Here is a 16,087-nt window from a genome sequence, read left to right as displayed (position 1 = left end):
TGTCTCCGCCAGGTGTCCGGGCCGTTCACAGGTTGGCATGCTCGCATGTCGTGGATGGTGAGGGCATGCTGGCGGGCGGGAGGCGGTCATGACGACATCGGCATTTCGGGACGCCCGGGACTTTCTGGTGGCACACCGGGAGGACTACGACGAGGCGAGCGCACAGTTCCGGTGGCCCGAGCTCGACGAGTTCAACTGGGCCCTGGACTGGTTCGACGTGATCGCGGCGGGCAACGACCGGCCCGCGCTCTGGATCGTCGAGGAGGACGGCTCCGAGCAGCGTCTCTCGTTCGCCGAGATGGCGGAGCGGTCCAACCGGGTGGCCAACTGGCTCCGCGGGCAGGGTGTGCGGCGCGGCGACCGGGTCGTGCTCATGCTCGGCAATCAGGTGGAGCTGTGGGACACCATCCTGGCGGTGATCAAGCTGGGCGCGGTGCTCATCCCGGCCACTCCCCTGCTCGGGGCGGCCGACGCCCGCGACCGGGTCGCCCGGGGCGAGGCGAGGCACGTGATCGCCCTGTCGAGCGCGGCGGACAAGTTCGCCGGCGGCGTGACCAGGATCGCGGTGGGCGAGGCCGTCGACGGCTGGTCGCGCTTCTCCGACGCGTACGCGGAAAGCGCGGATTTCGACCCCGACGGCGTCACCAGGGCCGGCGACACGCTGCTGCTGTACTTCACGTCGGGCACCACCGCGCGGCCGAAGCTGGTCGAGCACACCCATGCCAGCTATCCGGCCGGCCACCTGTCCACGATGTACTGGATCGGCCTCCAGCCGGGCGACGTGCACCTCAACATCTCGTCGCCGGGCTGGGCGAAACACGCCTGGAGCAACGTCTTCGCGCCGTGGAACGCCGAGGCCTGCGTGTTCATCTACAACTACACCCGGTTCGACGCGGCCCGCCTGCTCGCCGAGATGCAGCGCTGCGCGGTGACCAGCTTCTGCGCTCCGCCCACGGTGTGGCGGATGCTGATCCAGGCGGACCTCACGGCTCTGCGTACGCCGCCCCGGCTGGTCGTGGGCGCCGGTGAGCCGCTCAACCCGGAGGTGATCGACCGGGTCGAGAAGGCCTGGGGCGTCACCATCCGGGACGGCTTCGGGCAGACCGAGACGACCGTGCAGATCGCCAACACCCCGGGCCGGCCGGTCAAGCCGGGCTCGATGGGCCGGCCGGTGCCGGGCTACCTGGTGGCGCTGATCGACCCGGCCACCGGTGAACCGGCCGAGGAGGGCGAGATCTGCCTGAGCCTGGAGCCGCGCCCGCTCGGGCTGATGGTCGGCTACCACGGCGACGACGAGCTGACCGCGGAACGGATGGCCGGCGGCTACTACCACACCGGGGACATCGGCTCCCGGGACGCGGACGGCTACATCACCTACGTGGGCCGCACCGACGACGTGTTCAAGGCGTCCGACTACCGGATCTCGCCGTTCGAGCTGGAGAGTGTGCTGATCGAGCACGAGGCGGTGGTCGAGGCGGCGGTGGTGCCGTCGCCGGACGAGCTGCGGCTGGCCGTGCCGAAGGCGTACGTGGTGCTGGCCGAGGGCTGGGCCGCCGACGAGGCGACCGCGAAGGCGATCTTCGCGCACTGCCGCGAGCACATGTCACCGTTCGCGCGGATCCGGCGGCTGGAGTTCGCCGAGCTGCCGAAGACGATCTCCGGCAAGATCCGCCGGGTGCGGCTGCGTGACGCCGAGCGGGAGAAGCACTCCACGCCCGGCGCCACGCCGCCAGGGGAATTCAGCGATTAGATCGTGTTTCAAAACCCGGCCACGCCTCGCGCCTGGCCGGGTTTGAAACAGACCTGGCTAGCAGCGGCCCTGGTCCTCCCACTGCTGGGTCCAGCCGGGCTCGGAGCCCTGGGTCCAGTAGCGCGCCTTCCACAGGTGCGGGCCGTCGCCGGACTTGGGGCCGGACGGGTCGCCGTTGCGGCTGCGCTCGTGCACGACCAGGTTGCCGCCGGTGTAGACGGAGCCGAAGTTCCAGGCGGGAGCGTCGTCGCAGTCGGTCGCGGGCGGCGGGTCCGAGGGCGGGTCTGAGGGCGGGTCCGAGGGAGGTGTGGTGCCCCCGCACTCCGCGATCGTGTCGTTGAAGGCCTGCCCGCCGCTGCGGTACGAGCCGACCTGCGAGGTCACCTGAGCCGGCGAGAGCACCGCGTTCTTGGCGTGCAGGAGATAGTCGACCTGCTGGACGTAGGTCGCCCGGCCGCCGCTGTGCGTGGCCGTGTCGATGAACCACTGGTTCCAGTTGATCGTCATCGTCTGGCGCGGGTAGAACTTGCCGGAGTGGTCGCCGACCTGCACGCCGTCGATGAAGTACCGGACGTGCCCGCCGGCCACCTGGGCCACCAGGTCGTGCCATCCGTTCAGGCTGGAGCGCTGCTCGGAGTGCACGTTGTCGGCGAACCACGGCTCGTTGCGGTACGTGTACCAGGTGGTCTGGTAGTTGATCGGCCCGGTCTCGCCCCAGCCGCCGTTCGGCAGGTACTCGGAGATGTCCAGCTCGGAGTAGGTCGGGTCGAGGTCGTACGCGAGCGGGCTGATCGTGAAGAACGTCTGGTTGACGTGGTCGCCGTCGGTGCCGCTGGTGGGTGCGTCGCTGAACTTCACCCGGCTGGCGTAGGTGCCCTCGAGGTACCGCTTCTGCGACGAGTAGAGCTCGGCGTGACCGGTGCCGGCCCCGGTGCCGTCGGTGTACGAGGTCAGCTGCATCACCTTCTGCCCGTCCGCGGTCGGGAAGGTGATGTTGGCCGGTGACCAGGTGGCGCCCGGCACGCCCGGCCCGCCGGCGTAGCTGCGGGGCACCCAGCCGTGGCTGGTCAGCGCCGCGTCGGACGAGGACGCGTAGGAGAAGTCGTCGAACAGCTGACCGCAGTCGGCCGCGGCGGCGGGATTCGCCGCGGCCACCGCGAGGGAGGCGCCGGCCAGCAGCGCCACCGCCGCAATTGATCGAAGTTTGTCGATTTTCACGAGCGGGGTGACCTCCAGGGGGGATAGAGCCGGGGATTTCAGTGCCGCCGGTGGGCGGCGACCGCGCGCACGGTCAGTTCGAAGGCCTCGGTGGTGCGCTCGTACGTGCGCTGAGCCACCGCGACGTAGATCAGGTCGAGCACCAGCAGCGCCGAGTGCAGCGCGGACAGGGCAGCGACCCGGAACGTGGTCTCGTGCACCGACGTCACGAACACGACGTCGGCGACCTCGGCCAGGGGGGACCGGGGGTAGGAGGTGACCGCGACGGTCAGCGCGCCGTGGCCGGACGCCTCCTCGAGGGTCTCGATCACCTCGCTGGTCCGGCCGGAGTGCGACAGCCCGATCGCCACGTCACCCGGCCCGAGCAGGGCGGCGTTGGTCAGCGCGGTGTGGCTGTCCGCCCGGGTCCACACCGGGATCCGGATCCGCTCCAGGCGGAACGCCATCTCCCGGCCGGCCGCGCCGGAACTCCCCAGCCCGAAGATCTCCACCCGGGAGGCGGCGGCGATCGCGGCGGAGACCCGCTCGACGTCGCCCATGTCCAGCCCGGCGGCGGTCGCCTGGATGGCCCGGGTGTCCGCGGTGGCGATCACCTTGAGCACGCTGTCCAGCGAGTCGCCGGGGTGGATGTCGCCACTGATGTCGGTCTCCCAGCGGGCCTGCTCGGCCCGGCCGGTCTCGGTGGCGATCGCGACGCGCAGGGCCGCGTACCCCTTGAAACCCAGCGCCCGCGAGAAGCGGGTGACCGTCGCGGTGGAGGTCGCGGTGGCCTCGGCCAGGTCGACGATGCTGGCCTGGGCGGCCGCCTCCGGGTCCTCGACGATGGCCGCGGCGATCTTGGCCAGCGCGCCGGGCATGGTCGGCCCCTCGATGCGCAACCGCCCGAGAAGCCCGCCACCCGAAGAGGACACCGTGGTCATCCTTTTCACTCGTAACTTTGTTTGATGAAAATTACGACCATCAATGCCGGTAGTCAATGATTACTTTCCATGGGACTAGCACTCGGCGTCGACGCGGGCGGGACGGGCTCGCGGGCGCTCCTCCTGGATCATGCCGGCGTCCAGGTCGGACGTGGTGACGGCGGCCCCGGCAACCCGATGGCCGGGCCGGTCGCGGCGCAGACGATCGGCGCGACGGTCCGGGCCGCGCTGCGCGGCCACGACCCGGCCCGGGTGGGATTCGCGGTGGTCGGGATCGCCGGGCTGAGTTCGCTGGCAAACCATGCGGTACGCGACGCGTTCGCGGCCGAGTGGCGGGCGATCGGGCTGAGATGTCCCGTGCGGATCGTCGGCGACGCGGTGACCGCGTTCGCGGCCGGGGCGCCGGACGAGACGCGCGGCGCGGTGCTGATCGCCGGGACGGGCGCGGTCGCGGCGCTGGTCGACGGCCTCGAGGTGCGGCGCACCGCCGACGGGCACGGGTGGTTGCTCGGCGACGAAGGGTCCGGCGCGTGGGTGGGACTGCAGGCGGTGCGCTCGGCGGTCCGGCGGACCTCGGCACTGGGCACGGCCGTCATGGAGCACGCGGGTACGCGTACACCCGACGAACTGATCGCCTGGGCGAACCGGCAGTCACCGCGAGCCTTCGCACGACTCGCACCCCTGGTCTGCACCACCCGCGACGCCGAGGCGGAGCGGATCGTGGCGGAAGCGGTCGACCGGCTGCTCGCCACCGTCGCCGAACTCGATCACCCGGACGGCCCCGTGGTCCTCGCCGGCGGCCTGCTCACCGCGGACACCCCCATCCGCGCCGGCGTCCGGGCGGCACTCGGCGACCGCGCCCGCCCGTCCGGCGACCCGGTGTCAGGCGCCGCCCGGCTGGCTCTGCAACGGAGGGTAGGTGTGGTCGGGTAGGGATCGGGAAAGGACGACACATGGTGGATCGGGTCGCCCGGCACCCCCGAGGCATCAGCGACGCCTTCCGCGACGCCGAGCTGTGCGCTTCCGCCCTGGACGAGGCGTTGAGCGGCAATCGGGACCACAAGGAGGCGATGGGCGACTACTGGGCCGCCCGCGACGCCCGCTCCCTGCCGGTGTACGACCTGACCGCGATGGTCGCCGAGCTGCGCACTCCCGGCAACGCCCTGGTCGCCGCGGTGCAGGACAGCTCCGATGCCCAAGACGCCTTCACCCGGGCGGCGGCCGGCGTCATCGCCCCGCCGAGTTCACGGACCTCATCGGGCGGATCTAAGAACCGCTCGGCGCGTCGTCACGGACGAACACCCCGACACCAGCCAACGTCTTTGTGATCTCTTTGACCCGAAGTATTTGCATCGCACGATCGACGACCGGCTCGGTGACCTCGTAATGAACCGTCAGCTCCCGTCGGCTGGGCAGGCGTGAGCCAGGCGGGAACTCTCCGCCCACGATCCGCCTTTGCAGGTCATCGGCAATCTCCTCGTATCGGTAACGCGGCGGCATGCTGTCCCCTCGGTCGGCTTTCCGAGTAGATCACCTCGACCGGCCTTGACCCTTGACTACCCAATGCTAGCTGTGGGAGGTAACCTCCAGGCACCCAGTCGGGCGATGACTGGCTCGTCATCCAGCCATCGTCGAGTCAGTTCAAGCGCTGCCGACGGCACCTGTGCGGAAGCAGGTGGACGACCCACCTCGCGTATAGGAGCCTTGACCCATGAAGGAGATCCACGCACAACTGGAAGGGCCTGACGCCGAGCCCGGCCGCGTCGCGGCAGCCGATGTCGCCAGGATTATCCTCGGCCTCGAGCGGGCCATCGCCCAAGCGGCCTACTTGGTCCTGGGTCGCCCGCGGCGAGGGAACACAGGGCGGCACAGCCAGGCCATCGAAAGCGCATCACGGCTCCGGTTCGTCGGCTCCCAGCGTGGAAGCTTCATCGGAGTTCTGGCACTTGCCGATTCCGCTGACCTATCGGACGAAGAGCTTCCGATTTCAGTCGCAGACCTCAGCTCAATGGCGTTCAACAGGCTTCTTGACGAGATCACCAGCGACGATCCAGGAACGGATAGTCAGCTGGCCGCCGCAGTGGCGAATATGGCCTCGGAACTCGGCATCGGCGACCGCAACAACTCTATTACGCTCATCGACGAAACATCCGCAGTGCCGGGAGGGCGGCGCCGGGCAAAAATCGACGCGGCTGTCCGAGAAAGAATGCAACGTATCAGTGAGCGACGCCCGGACACGCGGGACGAGACTCTCGTCGGAGTGCTGTTCGAAGCCGATTTTGAGGGGAATACAGCGAAGTTGCGCCTCGCCAGCGGAGGAGTGGTAATCGTTAGTTTCGCGCCAGATCTGGCAGACGAGATACAAGAGGCGCTCAGATCACAGGCCGGAATCGAAGGGGTTGTTCATTACGACACCCGGACGACACAGGCCCGAACTGTAGAACTTCGAGCGATAGTTCGCAACGTCCAGCTCGCGCTGCACTCGGAAGCGTTCTGGCAGCCACTGGACTTCACGGCGCTTCAGAACGACCAGGACACCACCGGTCGAGTCGACCCGGACGATCTCGCGATCGGTGATTTGACCGAGGACGAGCGTAGGGCGTTCCTGGCGGCACTCACAACATGGCAGTCAGCTTCGCCACCTGGGGTGAGCTACTTGCCAACTATCACCGTCTGAACTGGGGAACGAAACGCATAGCGCAGCTACGAAACCAACTCAGGGCCTTCGTAGTCGTTCCCTATTCGATTCAAGTAGTCGAACTTTGGGCTCAGATGCATGCGAAATTGTCGGGGCACCTGCATAAGGGTGGAACAAACGATCTATGGACCGCAGCCTGCGCGCTCTCAGTAAATCCCAAGCTGCCTATTGTTACCAACAACCTCAAGGATTTTCAAGCCATCGCCGGCCACTTCACTGATCTAAAGGTTGTTCATCCAGATCTGTGACAACGACGTACAACTTGACTACGCGTTGTGCGTTTTGGCGGCGGCATCCAGGCCGAGCAGGGTGACGGACTTCTCGCGCATCTCGACCTTGCGGACCTTGCCGGTCACGGTCATCGGGAAACCGTCCACCACGTGCACGTAGCGCGGGATCTTGAAGTGGCTCAGCTTTCCGGCGCAGAACTCGCGGACCCGGTCGGCGGTCAGGGGCTCGGCGCCGGGGCGGAGCACCACCCAGGCCATCAGCTCCTCGCCGTACTTCGGGTCGGGCACGCCGATCACCTGCACGTCGGCGATGTCGGGGTGGGTGTAGAGGAACTCCTCGACCTCGCGGGGGTAGACGTTCTCGCCGCCCCGGATGACCAGGTCCTTGATGCGGCCGACGATGTTCACGTACCCGTCGTCGTCCATCGTGGCCAGGTCGCCGGTGTGCATCCAGCGGGCCGCGTCGATCGCCTCGGTGGTGGCTTCGGGCTGGTCCCAGTAGCCGAGCATCACCGAGTAGCCGCGGGTGCACAGCTCGCCGGGCACCCCTCGTTCCGCCACCCGGCCGGTGTCCGGGTCGAGCACCTTCGACTCCAGGTGCGGCATGGTCCGGCCGACCGTCTCGGTACGCCGGGCCAGGCTGTCGTCCGAGCGGGTCATGGTGGACACCGGCGACGTCTCGGTCATGCCGTAGCAGATCGCCACCTCGGCCATGTTCATCTCGGCGACCACCCGTTTCATCACCTCGACCGGGCAGGGCGAGCCGGCCATGATGCCGGTGCGCAGGCTGCTCAGGTCGTACTCGGCGAAAGTGTCCAGGCCCAGCTCGGCGATGAACATGGTGGGCACGCCGTAGAGCGAGGTGCACCGCTCGGCGGCGACCGCGGCCAGGGTGGCGGCCGGGTCGAAGCCGGGCGCCGGCAGGACCATGCAGGCGCCGTGCGAGGTGGCCGCCAGGTTGCCCATCACCATGCCGAAGCAGTGGTAGAGCGGCACCGGGATGCAGATCCGGTCCTGTTCGGTGTAGTCGACCAGCTCGCCGACGAAGAAGCCGTTGTTGAGGATGTTGTGATGCGAGAGGGTCGCGCCCTTGGGGAAACCGGTGGTGCCGGACGTGTACTGGATGTTGATCGGGTCGTCGAACGTCAGCTCTGCCCCGGGGAGCTCGCCTCCGTCGACCGACAGCGCATCCCACTCCGGCGACCCGATGAAGATCGCCTTTTCGTACCCGATCTCCTCGATCATGGCCTGGTAGTCGCTGGTCTTGAAGCTGACCGCGCTGATCAGCAGGCTCAGCCCGGACTGCTTCACGACGAACGCCAGCTCGTGCGTGCGGTAGGCCGGGTTGACGTTCACCAGGATCGCGCCGATCTTCGCGGTCGCGTACTGGACCAGGACCCATTCGGCGCAGTTCGGGGCCCAGATGCCGACCCGGTCGCCCTTGGCGATGCCGCGGGCGAGCAGACCCCGCGCGAGCTTGTCGACGGCGGCGTTCAGTTCCGCGTACGTCCATCGCCGCCCCGCCGCCACGTCGACGAGGGCCTCGCGGCCGGCGAAGCGGGCGACCGTGCGCTCCAGGTTGGCGCCGATCGTCTCACCGAGCAGTGGCACGTCCGAGATCCCCGAGGTGTAAGCCAGCATCCACGCAGCATGCGCTCTTCTGCCCTGGAGGCTCAACCATCTGGCGCATCGCTTTCGACGCGCCTAACGTCGGCGGAATGCGGCGCTTAACGCATTACGACGTGGTGGTCGTCGGCAGCGGGTTCGGCGGGAGCGTGAGTGCGTTGCGCCTGGCCGAGAAGGGCTATCGGGTCGGCGTGCTGGAGGCGGGACGCCGGTTCACGCCCGGCACGCTGCCCAAGACCTCGTGGGACCTGCGGAGCTTTCTCTGGGCGCCCGCGCTCGGGCTGCGCGGCATTCAGCGGATCACGCTGCTCAAGGACGTGATCGTGCTGTCCGCGGCCGGGGTGGGTGGCGGTTCCCTGGTGTACGCGAACACGCTCTACCAGCCGCCCGCGCCGTTCTTCGACGACCCGCGCTGGGCCGGCATCACCGACTGGGCCAGGGAGCTGGAGCCCTACTACGGCCAGGCGACCCGGATGCTCGGGGTAAGCGTGCAGCCGTCGATGACCCCGTCCGACGTGGTGATCCAGCAGGTGGCGCAGGACATGGGCGTCGGCGGGACGTTCCGCCGTACCCCGGTGGGGGTGTTCTTCGGCGAGCCGGGCAAGACCGTGCCGGACCCGTATTTCGGCGGCGCCGGACCGGACCGCACCGGCTGCACCGAGTGCGGCAACTGCATGATCGGCTGCCGGGTCGGCGCGAAGAACCGGCTGGACGTGAATTACCTGCACCTGGCCGAGCGGTCCGGCGCGACGATCCACCCGGACACCACGGTGACCGGGCTGCGGCCGCTGGCCGGCGGGAAGTGGCGGGTCGAGACCAAGCGTGGCTTCTACACCGCGGACGACGTGATCATGTCCGCCGGAGCGCTGGGCACGCAGCGGCTGCTGCACCGGATGAAGGACACCGGCGTGCTGCCCCGGCTCTCCGACCGGCTGGGCTCGCTGACCCGGACCAACTCCGAGGCGTTGCTCGGCGCCGAGACGGAACGCGTACCGGAAGAGCCGTTCTCGAAGGGGGTGGCGATCACCTCGTCGTTCCACCCCGACCCGGACACCCACATCGAGCCGGTCCGCTACGGGCCGGGCAGCAACGCGATGGGCCTGCTGTCCACGATCCTGGTGGACGGCGACGGGCGGCTGCCGCGGCCGGTGCGCTTCCTCGGCCAGGTGCTGCGCAACCCGGTGCTGTTCGCCCGGTCGCTGTCCGCCCGGCGGTGGAGCGAGCGCACCATCATCGCGCTGGTCATGCAGACCTTGGACAATTCGCTGACCGTACGCCCGACGCGCACCGGCCGGCTGACCACATCGCCGGGCCACGGAACGGGCAACCCGAAATGGATCCCGATCGGCCACGAGGCGGTCCGCCGGATCGCCGACCGGATCGGCGGCCACCCCGGCGGCTCGGTGGGCGACGTCTTCAACATCCCGATGACCGCGCACATCCTCGGCGGCGCCACCATCGGCGATTCCGCGGAAACCGGCGTGGTGGACCCGTACCACCGGGTCTACGGCTATCCGGGCCTGCACGTGGTGGACGGCTCCGCGGTCCCGGCCAACCTGGGCGTGAACCCGTCGCTGACGATCACCGCGCTGGCCGAGCGGGCGGTCGCCTTGTGGCCCAACAAAGGCGAACACGACGAACGGCCCGCGATCGGTGAGCCGTATCGGAGCCTGCCGCCGGTGGCGCCGCACAATCCGGCCGTACCGGAACACGCGCCGGCCGCCCTGCGTCTGGTGTGACCATTCCTACTGTGCCGGGACGCTCAACGAGGCAAATAATGCGACATGCTTGTGCGGCAATTTGCACAAACATCATCGGCGGTACAGAATGCGAACTGACAGCGCGCATTACGTGTGCCGGAAATCGCCGTTACAGGAGCTGCCACACCATGGCCAAGCAGGTAATCACCCTTCTCACCGACGACCTCGATGGCGGCGAGGCGGACCGCACCGTTGAGTTCGGACTCGACGGGGTCAACTACACGATCGACCTCTCGGAAAAGAACGCCGGAAAGCTGCGCAAGGCGCTCGACCCGTACCTGAACGTAGCCACCCGGGTGGGCCGGGCCGGTGCCGACGCCCGTGTCCGCCGTGGATCGGCCAGCACCGGCCGGGCCAGCCGCGATCAGAACCAGGCGATCCGCGAGTGGGCGACGAAGAACGGGTACGAGGTCTCCGAGCGCGGACGCATCCCGAGCTCCATCGTGGAGGCGTACCACGCCAAGCGATAGATTCATCGCGACCTACGACGCCGCCGGTCACCGGCGGCGTCGTTTCGCATTCCGCGACAGATGAGGAAACCATGACGGTCGTCATCCTGACGGGTGCGTCGAGCGGCATCGGAGAAGCTACCGCGCTCCGCCTCGGACGTCCGGGAATGACCCTGGTGCTGGCCGCCCGGCGGGTGCCGGAATTGACCGCTGTGGCCGAGCGGGTGGCCGCGAATGGTGGCGCCGCGGTGACCGTGCCGACCGATGTGCGCGACCCGGATCAGGTCACCGCGCTCATCGAACGGGCGCGTGCCGTGAACGGTCGGATCGATGCATTGGTGAACAATGCGGGCGTCGGCACGAACCCGTCGGTGCTGGTCGAGGACGACAGCGTCGACCGGGCGATCGCGGTGAACCTGCGCGCCCCGATCCGGCTGATGCGCGCGGTCATCCCGATCATGGAGGAGCAGGGCGCCGGCGGCATCGTCAACATCGGCTCGGTGGCCGGCGAGGTGGGCATCGGCGGGGTCTACTCGGCGACCAAGTTCGGTCTGCGGGGCATGACCGATTCCGTACGCCGCGAACTGGCCGGCACCGGGGTGACCGTGACGCTGATCGAACCCGGATACATCGCCACCCCCGGCAACGCGCACCGCACCGGGCTGCCCGGCCCGGAGATCGTGGCGGCGGCCGTGGAACGTGCCCTGCGCCGGCCGCGCCGCCGGATCATCATTCCGTTCAAGTACCGCGCCGCGGTGCTGCTCTCCAGCACGTTCCCGGCGATCACCGACCGGATCTACGCCGGCAAGGCCGCCAGGAGGCGGTGATCCTCGTCGTTCGGGCGGGTCATCCAGGTGAGCGCCTCGTTCGGGCCGACCGGGCTGGAGTACAGATAGCCCTGGCCCAGCGGGCAGCCCAGCTCGATCAGCACCGCCTGGTGCGCCTCGGTCTCGATGCCCTCGGCGATCACGGTCAGGTTGAGCGAGTGCGCCAGGCTGACGATGCCGCCGACCAGGGTCCTCTGCTGCGGGTCGTGGGTGATGTCGTCGATGAAGGTCTTGTCGATCTTCACCACGTCGATCGGGCGCTGCCGCAGGTAGCCCAGCGACGAGTAGCCGGTGCCGAAATCGTCGATCGCGATGCGTACGCCCAGCTCCTGAAGGACCGCGAGGTCCGCCCAGATCTCCTCGTCGTCGCCCATCAGCAGGGTCTCGGTGATCTCCAGCATCAGCGCGCTGGGCGGGACGTCGGCCCACTCCAGTGACGACCGGACCTGGTCGACGAAGCCCGCCTGACGGAACTGCCGGACGCTCACGTTCACGCTGACGTACGGGCGGCGGGCGCGGGGCAGGGCACGACGCCACTGCGCCACGGTGTGCAGCGCCTGGTCGAGCACCCAGCGGCCGATCGGCACGATCAGCCCGCTCTCCTCGGCCACCTCGATGAACTCGTCCGGCGCGATCACCCCGCGCTCCGGGTGGTGCCAGCGGACCAGCGCCTCGAAACCGGCCGTGCCGCCGGACCCGAGGTCCACGATCGGCTGATACTGAAGCAGGAAATGGCCCTCGTGCACGGCGTGGTCCAGCGCCGAGCGCAGCTCCAGCCGCTCGACCATCGCGCTGTGCAGATGCGACTGGTAGCGGCGCCACTGGTTCTTGCCGGCGCCCTTCGCCACGTAGAGCGCCAGGTCGGCCTGGCGCAGCAGCTCGGCCGCGGTGTCCGCCTCCGGTGTCGTGGTGATGCCGATGCTGGCGTTGGCCTGCAGCGCGCCGCCGTCCACCAGGATCGGCTCGCGCAGCGCGGCCAGGATCCGTGCGGCCGTCTCCTCCACCGCGCCCGGGTCCTGCACGTTCTCCACCAGCGCGGCGAACTCGTCACCGCCCAGCCGGGCCGCGGTGTCGTCGGCGCGCAACGCGCCCGCGATCCGGTCGGCCACCGCCTGCAGCAGCTGGTCGCCGACCGCGTGGCCGAGCGTGTCGTTGACGATCTTGAAGTCGTCCAGGTCGATGAAGAGCACCCCGACCACCGAGCCGTCCCGGGAACCGCGGGCCAGCGCGTGCTCCAGCCGGTCGGCGAACAGGGTGCGGTTGGCCAGCCCGGTCAGCGAGTCGTGGAACGCCTGATGGGTGAGCTCGCGCTCGAGGCGGCGGCGCTCCGTCACGTCCCGCATGGTGATGACCAGACCGGCCACGCTCTGGTCGGCGCGCAGGTCACGGCACTGCACCTCGACCGTCACCTCGGTACGCCGCCGGTCCTGCGCCCGGAAGTCCTGTCCCTCGGCCGGGCCCTGGCCGGCGCGCACCGAGACGAGCAGGTCGGCGAGGCGGCGGCGGTCCACCGGGTGGATGACCGTGAAGATGTCCACGCCCACCGGGTCGTTGCCCAGCACCGGGCCGGCGGACGGGCTCGCGTACCGGACCCGGTCCTCGTCGTCCACGATCAGGATCACGTCCGACGTGTTCAGCACGAGCGTACGGAAATAGGTCTCGCTGTTGCGGCGGGTTACCTCCTCGCTCAGCGCGATCCGCTCCAGGGCCAGCGCGACCTGCGTGGCCAGCACCTCCAGCGCCTGCTGCAGCCCGGTCAGCGCCCAGCGCGGGCCGCCGACGTGCAGCACACCGACCAGCGGGTCGCCGGTCGGCCGGTCCTGCAGCACCAGCGGGCAGCGCAGCACCGTGTTGAAGTGGGTCAGCCGGATCGCCACCGCCCAGTCCACGTCGCGGGTGCCGACCAGCCGCGCGGTCGTGCCCGCGGCCCGGTCCTGCTCGGCCTGCGCCGCGGCCGGGCCGGTCAGCGCCTGCTCCGGCTCGGCGATCGCCATCGCCAGGACCACCCCGTGCGGCACGTCGGCCGGGAGGAGATCGGCCACCGCGGTACGCACCGCGTCGCCGACCTCGTCCGCATCGGCCGCCGATACCAGCGCCGCGGACGCCTCCCGCAGGCCGCGCTCGCGGGCGACGGCGAGCCGGTGGCTGGCCATGATCCCGGCCATCCGGGCCAGCACCAGCAGGAACGTGAGCCCGCTCAGGGCGCCGACCACGGCCAGGTTGGGCACCTCGCCGCGCCGGCCGACCTCGGTGATCAGCACGCTCGGGGCGACCAGCGAGGCCAGCGCGAGCAGCGCCAGCCGCAGCCGGCCGAAGTCGCCGGTGACGACCGCGCCGCGCCGGGTCAGCTGGGTCATCGACGGGTGCATCGCGGCCAGGCCGGCGGCGGCGTAGAACGGGACGCGCCCGAACGCGGCCAGGAAGCCCAGGTGGTCGCCGGGCACCACGACGTCGTACCCGATGTCGGCGATCAGCATCGCCGTCAGCCCGGCGCCGAGCAGCGCGGCGGCGACCAGGCGGCGGCTCGATGCGGTGAGCAGCCGGGTCAGCATGGCCAGGCAGAGCAGGTCGCCCAGCGGGAACGCGACGGACACCCACTCCGCGGGATGGCTCATGTCGGCGTGGCTCAGGTGCGGGGAGATCGCGTACGCCCAGGCCAGCAGAGCCGCCCCGGAGGTCACGGTGAGCGCGTCCAGCACGCTGCCACGGTCCCGGGCGCCGCCGGTGCGGATCCGCACGAACATCCACAGCACGAGCGCGAACAGCGGGTACGCGGCGATCAGCAGCCCCTCGCCGAGGATCGGAACCCAGGACAGCGAGCCGGTCAGCCGGTCCCGTGCCCCGAACGAGGCCCCACCGACGCAGGACAGCACCACGGTGACCTGGAGCAGCCGCCACGGCAGGGTGCGGGCCGGTTTGCGGCGGCGGACGGCCAGCCCGACGGCCGCCACGGCGGAGAAGCCGGCGAGCAGGCGTACCGGGGTCCGCAGGCCGGGCTCGAGCAGGAAGACGGCCGCGAGCGCCGCCATCCACGCGCCGAAGAGCGCGGCAGGCAACCGTGCCGGCATCTGCTCCTCCTCCGCACGGACGAATGTCGGCACCCTCATCGGTCACCCGCATGCCTAGCTGAGCAAACTGAACCGGTGCATACCGACTTCGTCCGCGCTCACACCCGCCCCGCGCCGGTGCCCTTCGTGCCCGAATTGACCCTGCATCAGGCGGACGAGCCGATCGCCCTGTGGGAGAGCACCGAGGCGGACGCGGCGACCGAGCAGCCGCCGCCGTTCTGGGCGTTCGCCTGGGCCGGCGGGCAGGCGCTGGCCCGCTACGTGCTGGACAACCCCGGCCTGGTTGCCGGGCGTACCGTCCTGGACCTGGCCACCGGTTCCGGCCTGGTGGCGGTCGCGGCCGCCCGCGCCGGCGCGGCCCGGGTGGTCGCCAACGACATCGACCCGCTCTCGCTGGCCGCGACCGCCGCGAACGCCACGGCCAACCAGGTGCGGGTCGAGCTGGCCGAGGGCGATCTGCTCGACACCGACGACGCGTACGACGTGATCCTGGCCGGGGACGTCTGTTACAGCCGCGACATGGTCGCCCGGGTGCTGCCGTTCCTCCGCCGGGCCGCCGCGCGGGGCAGTCTGGTGCTGCTCGGCGACCCCGGCCGCGCCTATCTGCCCGCCGGGCTGACCGAGCGGGCCGCCTGGGACATCCCGGTGGCCGAGTCGCTGGAGAGCGTCCCGGTCCGCCACACCAAGGTCTGGGAGATCTCATGACCGACGCCTATCTGCCGGCCGCCGCCACCGTCTCCGGGCTGCTGCGCCGTCCCGAGGTCGACGAGGCCTGGGACCGGCCGAGCGCGCGGTGCTCGGCCTGCTGCTGCGCCAGTCTCAGCGCCGGCACGGCACCCCCGCGCTGCTCCGCGCCTTCGCCCGCGCCGAGCGCGCCGCCCCGGTCACGGCGTTCTGACGCGCCGGTCTACGGCCGTACCAATGGCATGAAGACCTCGTCGACGATCGACTCGATCACCTCGTCGGGCACGGGCTTGAGCGTCATCATCAGTTCCTGCCGATAGAGGTCGAACGGCACCGCGACCACCCGCGGGGTGAGCTTCGCGGGGTCGGCCTCGCCCCGCTCGACCGCGCGCGCGAGCAGCGTCTCGATCCGGCTGACGCGGCCCCCCATCAAGGTGCCTCGCAGGTCGGCCAGGCCGGAGCCGGTCTCGGCGTAGTAGCCCGAGAGCTGCATCACCATCGTGATGCCGAACCACGCTCGCGAATTGTTCGCGCCGCGCAACACCTCGACGACATCGTCGCGCAGCGATCCGGTGTCCGGGATCTCGTCGTCCCGCTGCCTTTCACCGGCGTGACCGACGGCCGCCCGTACCAGCTCCTGCTTCGTGGCCCAGCGGCGGTAGAGCACGGCGCGGCTGGTCCGGGCGCGCTCGGCGACCGCGTCGATGGTGAACCCGTCGTAGCCCTTCTCGACGAGTTCGTCCCATGCGGCATCGAGCAGCGCGGTCTCGAGCGCCGCGCCGCGCCGTCGCTGAGGGACCTGGGCATCGTCTTTAAGAGTCATTGTGTTTCTTAATCTCGCGTCCTACTCTTAAGAT

15 protein-coding genes are annotated in these 16,087 nt (G+C 69.9%); 9 read left to right on the top strand and 6 right to left on the bottom strand.

The genetic code is table 11. From position 1 onward, the window contains the following. Positions 1 to 88: 88 nt before the first annotated feature. Positions 89 to 1,750, top strand: coding sequence for an AMP-binding protein (locus tag QSK31_RS10780; protein ID WP_285683220.1), 1,662 nt, complete (start codon positions 89 to 91; stop codon positions 1,748 to 1,750). Between the two features lie 57 nt (positions 1,751 to 1,807). On the opposite strand, the gene QSK31_RS10775 is transcribed toward QSK31_RS10780, so the two are convergent. Both QSK31_RS10775 and QSK31_RS10770 read right to left on the bottom strand, forming a co-directional pair. After that, positions 1,808 to 2,968 (bottom strand): glycosyl hydrolase, encoded by a 1,161-nt coding sequence (locus QSK31_RS10775; protein WP_285683219.1) that lies wholly within the window; start codon positions 2,966 to 2,968, stop codon positions 1,808 to 1,810. 38 nt (positions 2,969 to 3,006) lie between these two features. Beyond that, positions 3,007 to 3,888, bottom strand: a complete 882-nt coding sequence (locus QSK31_RS10770; RefSeq protein ID WP_502872927.1) for a MurR/RpiR family transcriptional regulator — start codon at positions 3,886 to 3,888, stop codon at positions 3,007 to 3,009. A gap of 69 nt (positions 3,889 to 3,957) precedes the next feature. On the opposite strand from QSK31_RS10770, the gene QSK31_RS10765 reads away from it, so the two are divergent. Both QSK31_RS10765 and QSK31_RS10760 read left to right on the top strand, forming a co-directional pair. Then, positions 3,958 to 4,821 (top strand): N-acetylglucosamine kinase, encoded by an 864-nt coding sequence (locus QSK31_RS10765; RefSeq protein WP_285683216.1) that lies wholly within the window; start codon positions 3,958 to 3,960, stop codon positions 4,819 to 4,821. Positions 4,822 to 4,841: 20 nt separating this feature from the next. Then, entirely contained in the window at positions 4,842 to 5,216 is a 375-nt protein-coding gene (locus QSK31_RS10760) for a hypothetical protein (RefSeq protein WP_285683214.1), read from the top strand. Here the strand turns inward: QSK31_RS10760 and QSK31_RS10755 are convergent. After that, complete coding sequence (locus QSK31_RS10755; RefSeq protein WP_285683213.1) at positions 5,155 to 5,388, bottom strand: FadR/GntR family transcriptional regulator; 234 nt, start codon at positions 5,386 to 5,388, stop codon at positions 5,155 to 5,157. The genes QSK31_RS10760 and QSK31_RS10755 overlap by 62 nt on opposite strands. Before the next feature lie 211 nt (positions 5,389 to 5,599). On the opposite strand from QSK31_RS10755, the gene QSK31_RS10750 reads away from it, so the two are divergent. Together QSK31_RS10750 and QSK31_RS48785 are read left to right on the top strand one after the other, a co-directional pair. Further along, entirely contained in the window at positions 5,600 to 6,565 is a 966-nt protein-coding gene (locus QSK31_RS10750) for a hypothetical protein (protein ID WP_285683211.1), read from the top strand. After that, positions 6,511 to 6,834 carry a PIN domain-containing protein gene (locus QSK31_RS48785; protein ID WP_352244398.1) on the top strand — a complete coding sequence of 108 codons (324 nt, stop codon included), beginning with the start codon at positions 6,511 to 6,513 and terminating at the stop codon, positions 6,832 to 6,834. The genes QSK31_RS10750 and QSK31_RS48785 overlap by 55 nt, the downstream gene beginning before the upstream one ends. 18 nt (positions 6,835 to 6,852) lie before the next feature. On the opposite strand, the gene QSK31_RS10745 is transcribed toward QSK31_RS48785, so the two are convergent. After that, on the bottom strand, positions 6,853 to 8,457 hold the full coding sequence (locus tag QSK31_RS10745) for an AMP-binding protein (protein ID WP_285683210.1): 1,605 nt from the start codon (positions 8,455 to 8,457) through the stop codon (positions 6,853 to 6,855). 77 nt (positions 8,458 to 8,534) lie between these two features. On the opposite strand from QSK31_RS10745, the gene QSK31_RS10740 reads away from it, so the two are divergent. The 3 genes from QSK31_RS10740 (at position 8,535) to QSK31_RS10730 (ending at position 11,478) form a co-directional block, all read left to right on the top strand. Beyond that, the gene (locus QSK31_RS10740) at positions 8,535 to 10,181 is read left to right on the top strand and encodes a GMC oxidoreductase (protein ID WP_285683209.1); all 1,647 of its coding nucleotides are present in this window, start codon (positions 8,535 to 8,537) and stop codon (positions 10,179 to 10,181) included. Between the two features lie 149 nt (positions 10,182 to 10,330). Continuing rightward, a complete protein-coding gene (locus tag QSK31_RS10735; RefSeq protein ID WP_285683208.1) occupies positions 10,331 to 10,672 on the top strand; it encodes a histone-like nucleoid-structuring protein Lsr2 in 342 nt (113 codons plus the stop codon). A 71-nt stretch (positions 10,673 to 10,743) separates the two neighbouring features. Further along, positions 10,744 to 11,478, top strand: a complete 735-nt coding sequence (locus QSK31_RS10730; RefSeq protein WP_285683206.1) for an SDR family NAD(P)-dependent oxidoreductase — start codon at positions 10,744 to 10,746, stop codon at positions 11,476 to 11,478. Here the strand turns inward: QSK31_RS10730 and QSK31_RS10725 are convergent. Continuing rightward, positions 11,448 to 14,585 carry an EAL domain-containing protein gene (locus QSK31_RS10725; protein ID WP_285683204.1) on the bottom strand — a complete coding sequence of 1,046 codons (3,138 nt, stop codon included), beginning with the start codon at positions 14,583 to 14,585 and terminating at the stop codon, positions 11,448 to 11,450. The two genes, QSK31_RS10730 and QSK31_RS10725, sit on opposite strands and share 31 nt — an antisense overlap. 36 nt (positions 14,586 to 14,621) lie before the next feature. Here QSK31_RS10725 and QSK31_RS10720 point away from each other — a divergent pair, with 36 nt between their 5' ends. Beyond that, positions 14,622 to 15,251: a class I SAM-dependent methyltransferase gene (locus QSK31_RS10720; protein WP_285683203.1), complete on the top strand. Its 630-nt coding sequence runs from the start codon at positions 14,622 to 14,624 to the stop codon at positions 15,249 to 15,251. A 202-nt stretch (positions 15,252 to 15,453) separates the two neighbouring features. On the opposite strand, the gene QSK31_RS10715 is transcribed toward QSK31_RS10720, so the two are convergent. Next, positions 15,454 to 16,053: a TetR/AcrR family transcriptional regulator gene (locus QSK31_RS10715; RefSeq protein WP_285683201.1), complete on the bottom strand. Its 600-nt coding sequence runs from the start codon at positions 16,051 to 16,053 to the stop codon at positions 15,454 to 15,456. Between the last annotated feature and the right edge of the window lie 34 nt (positions 16,054 to 16,087).

Origin of the sequence: Actinoplanes sp. NBRC 103695 (assembly GCF_030269485.1) — a bacterium.
Classification (GTDB): Bacteria; Actinomycetota; Actinomycetes; order Mycobacteriales; family Micromonosporaceae; genus Actinoplanes.
The sequence above is the reverse complement of the archived record's forward strand: the minus strand, read 5'-3'. Positions and strand labels throughout refer to the sequence as shown.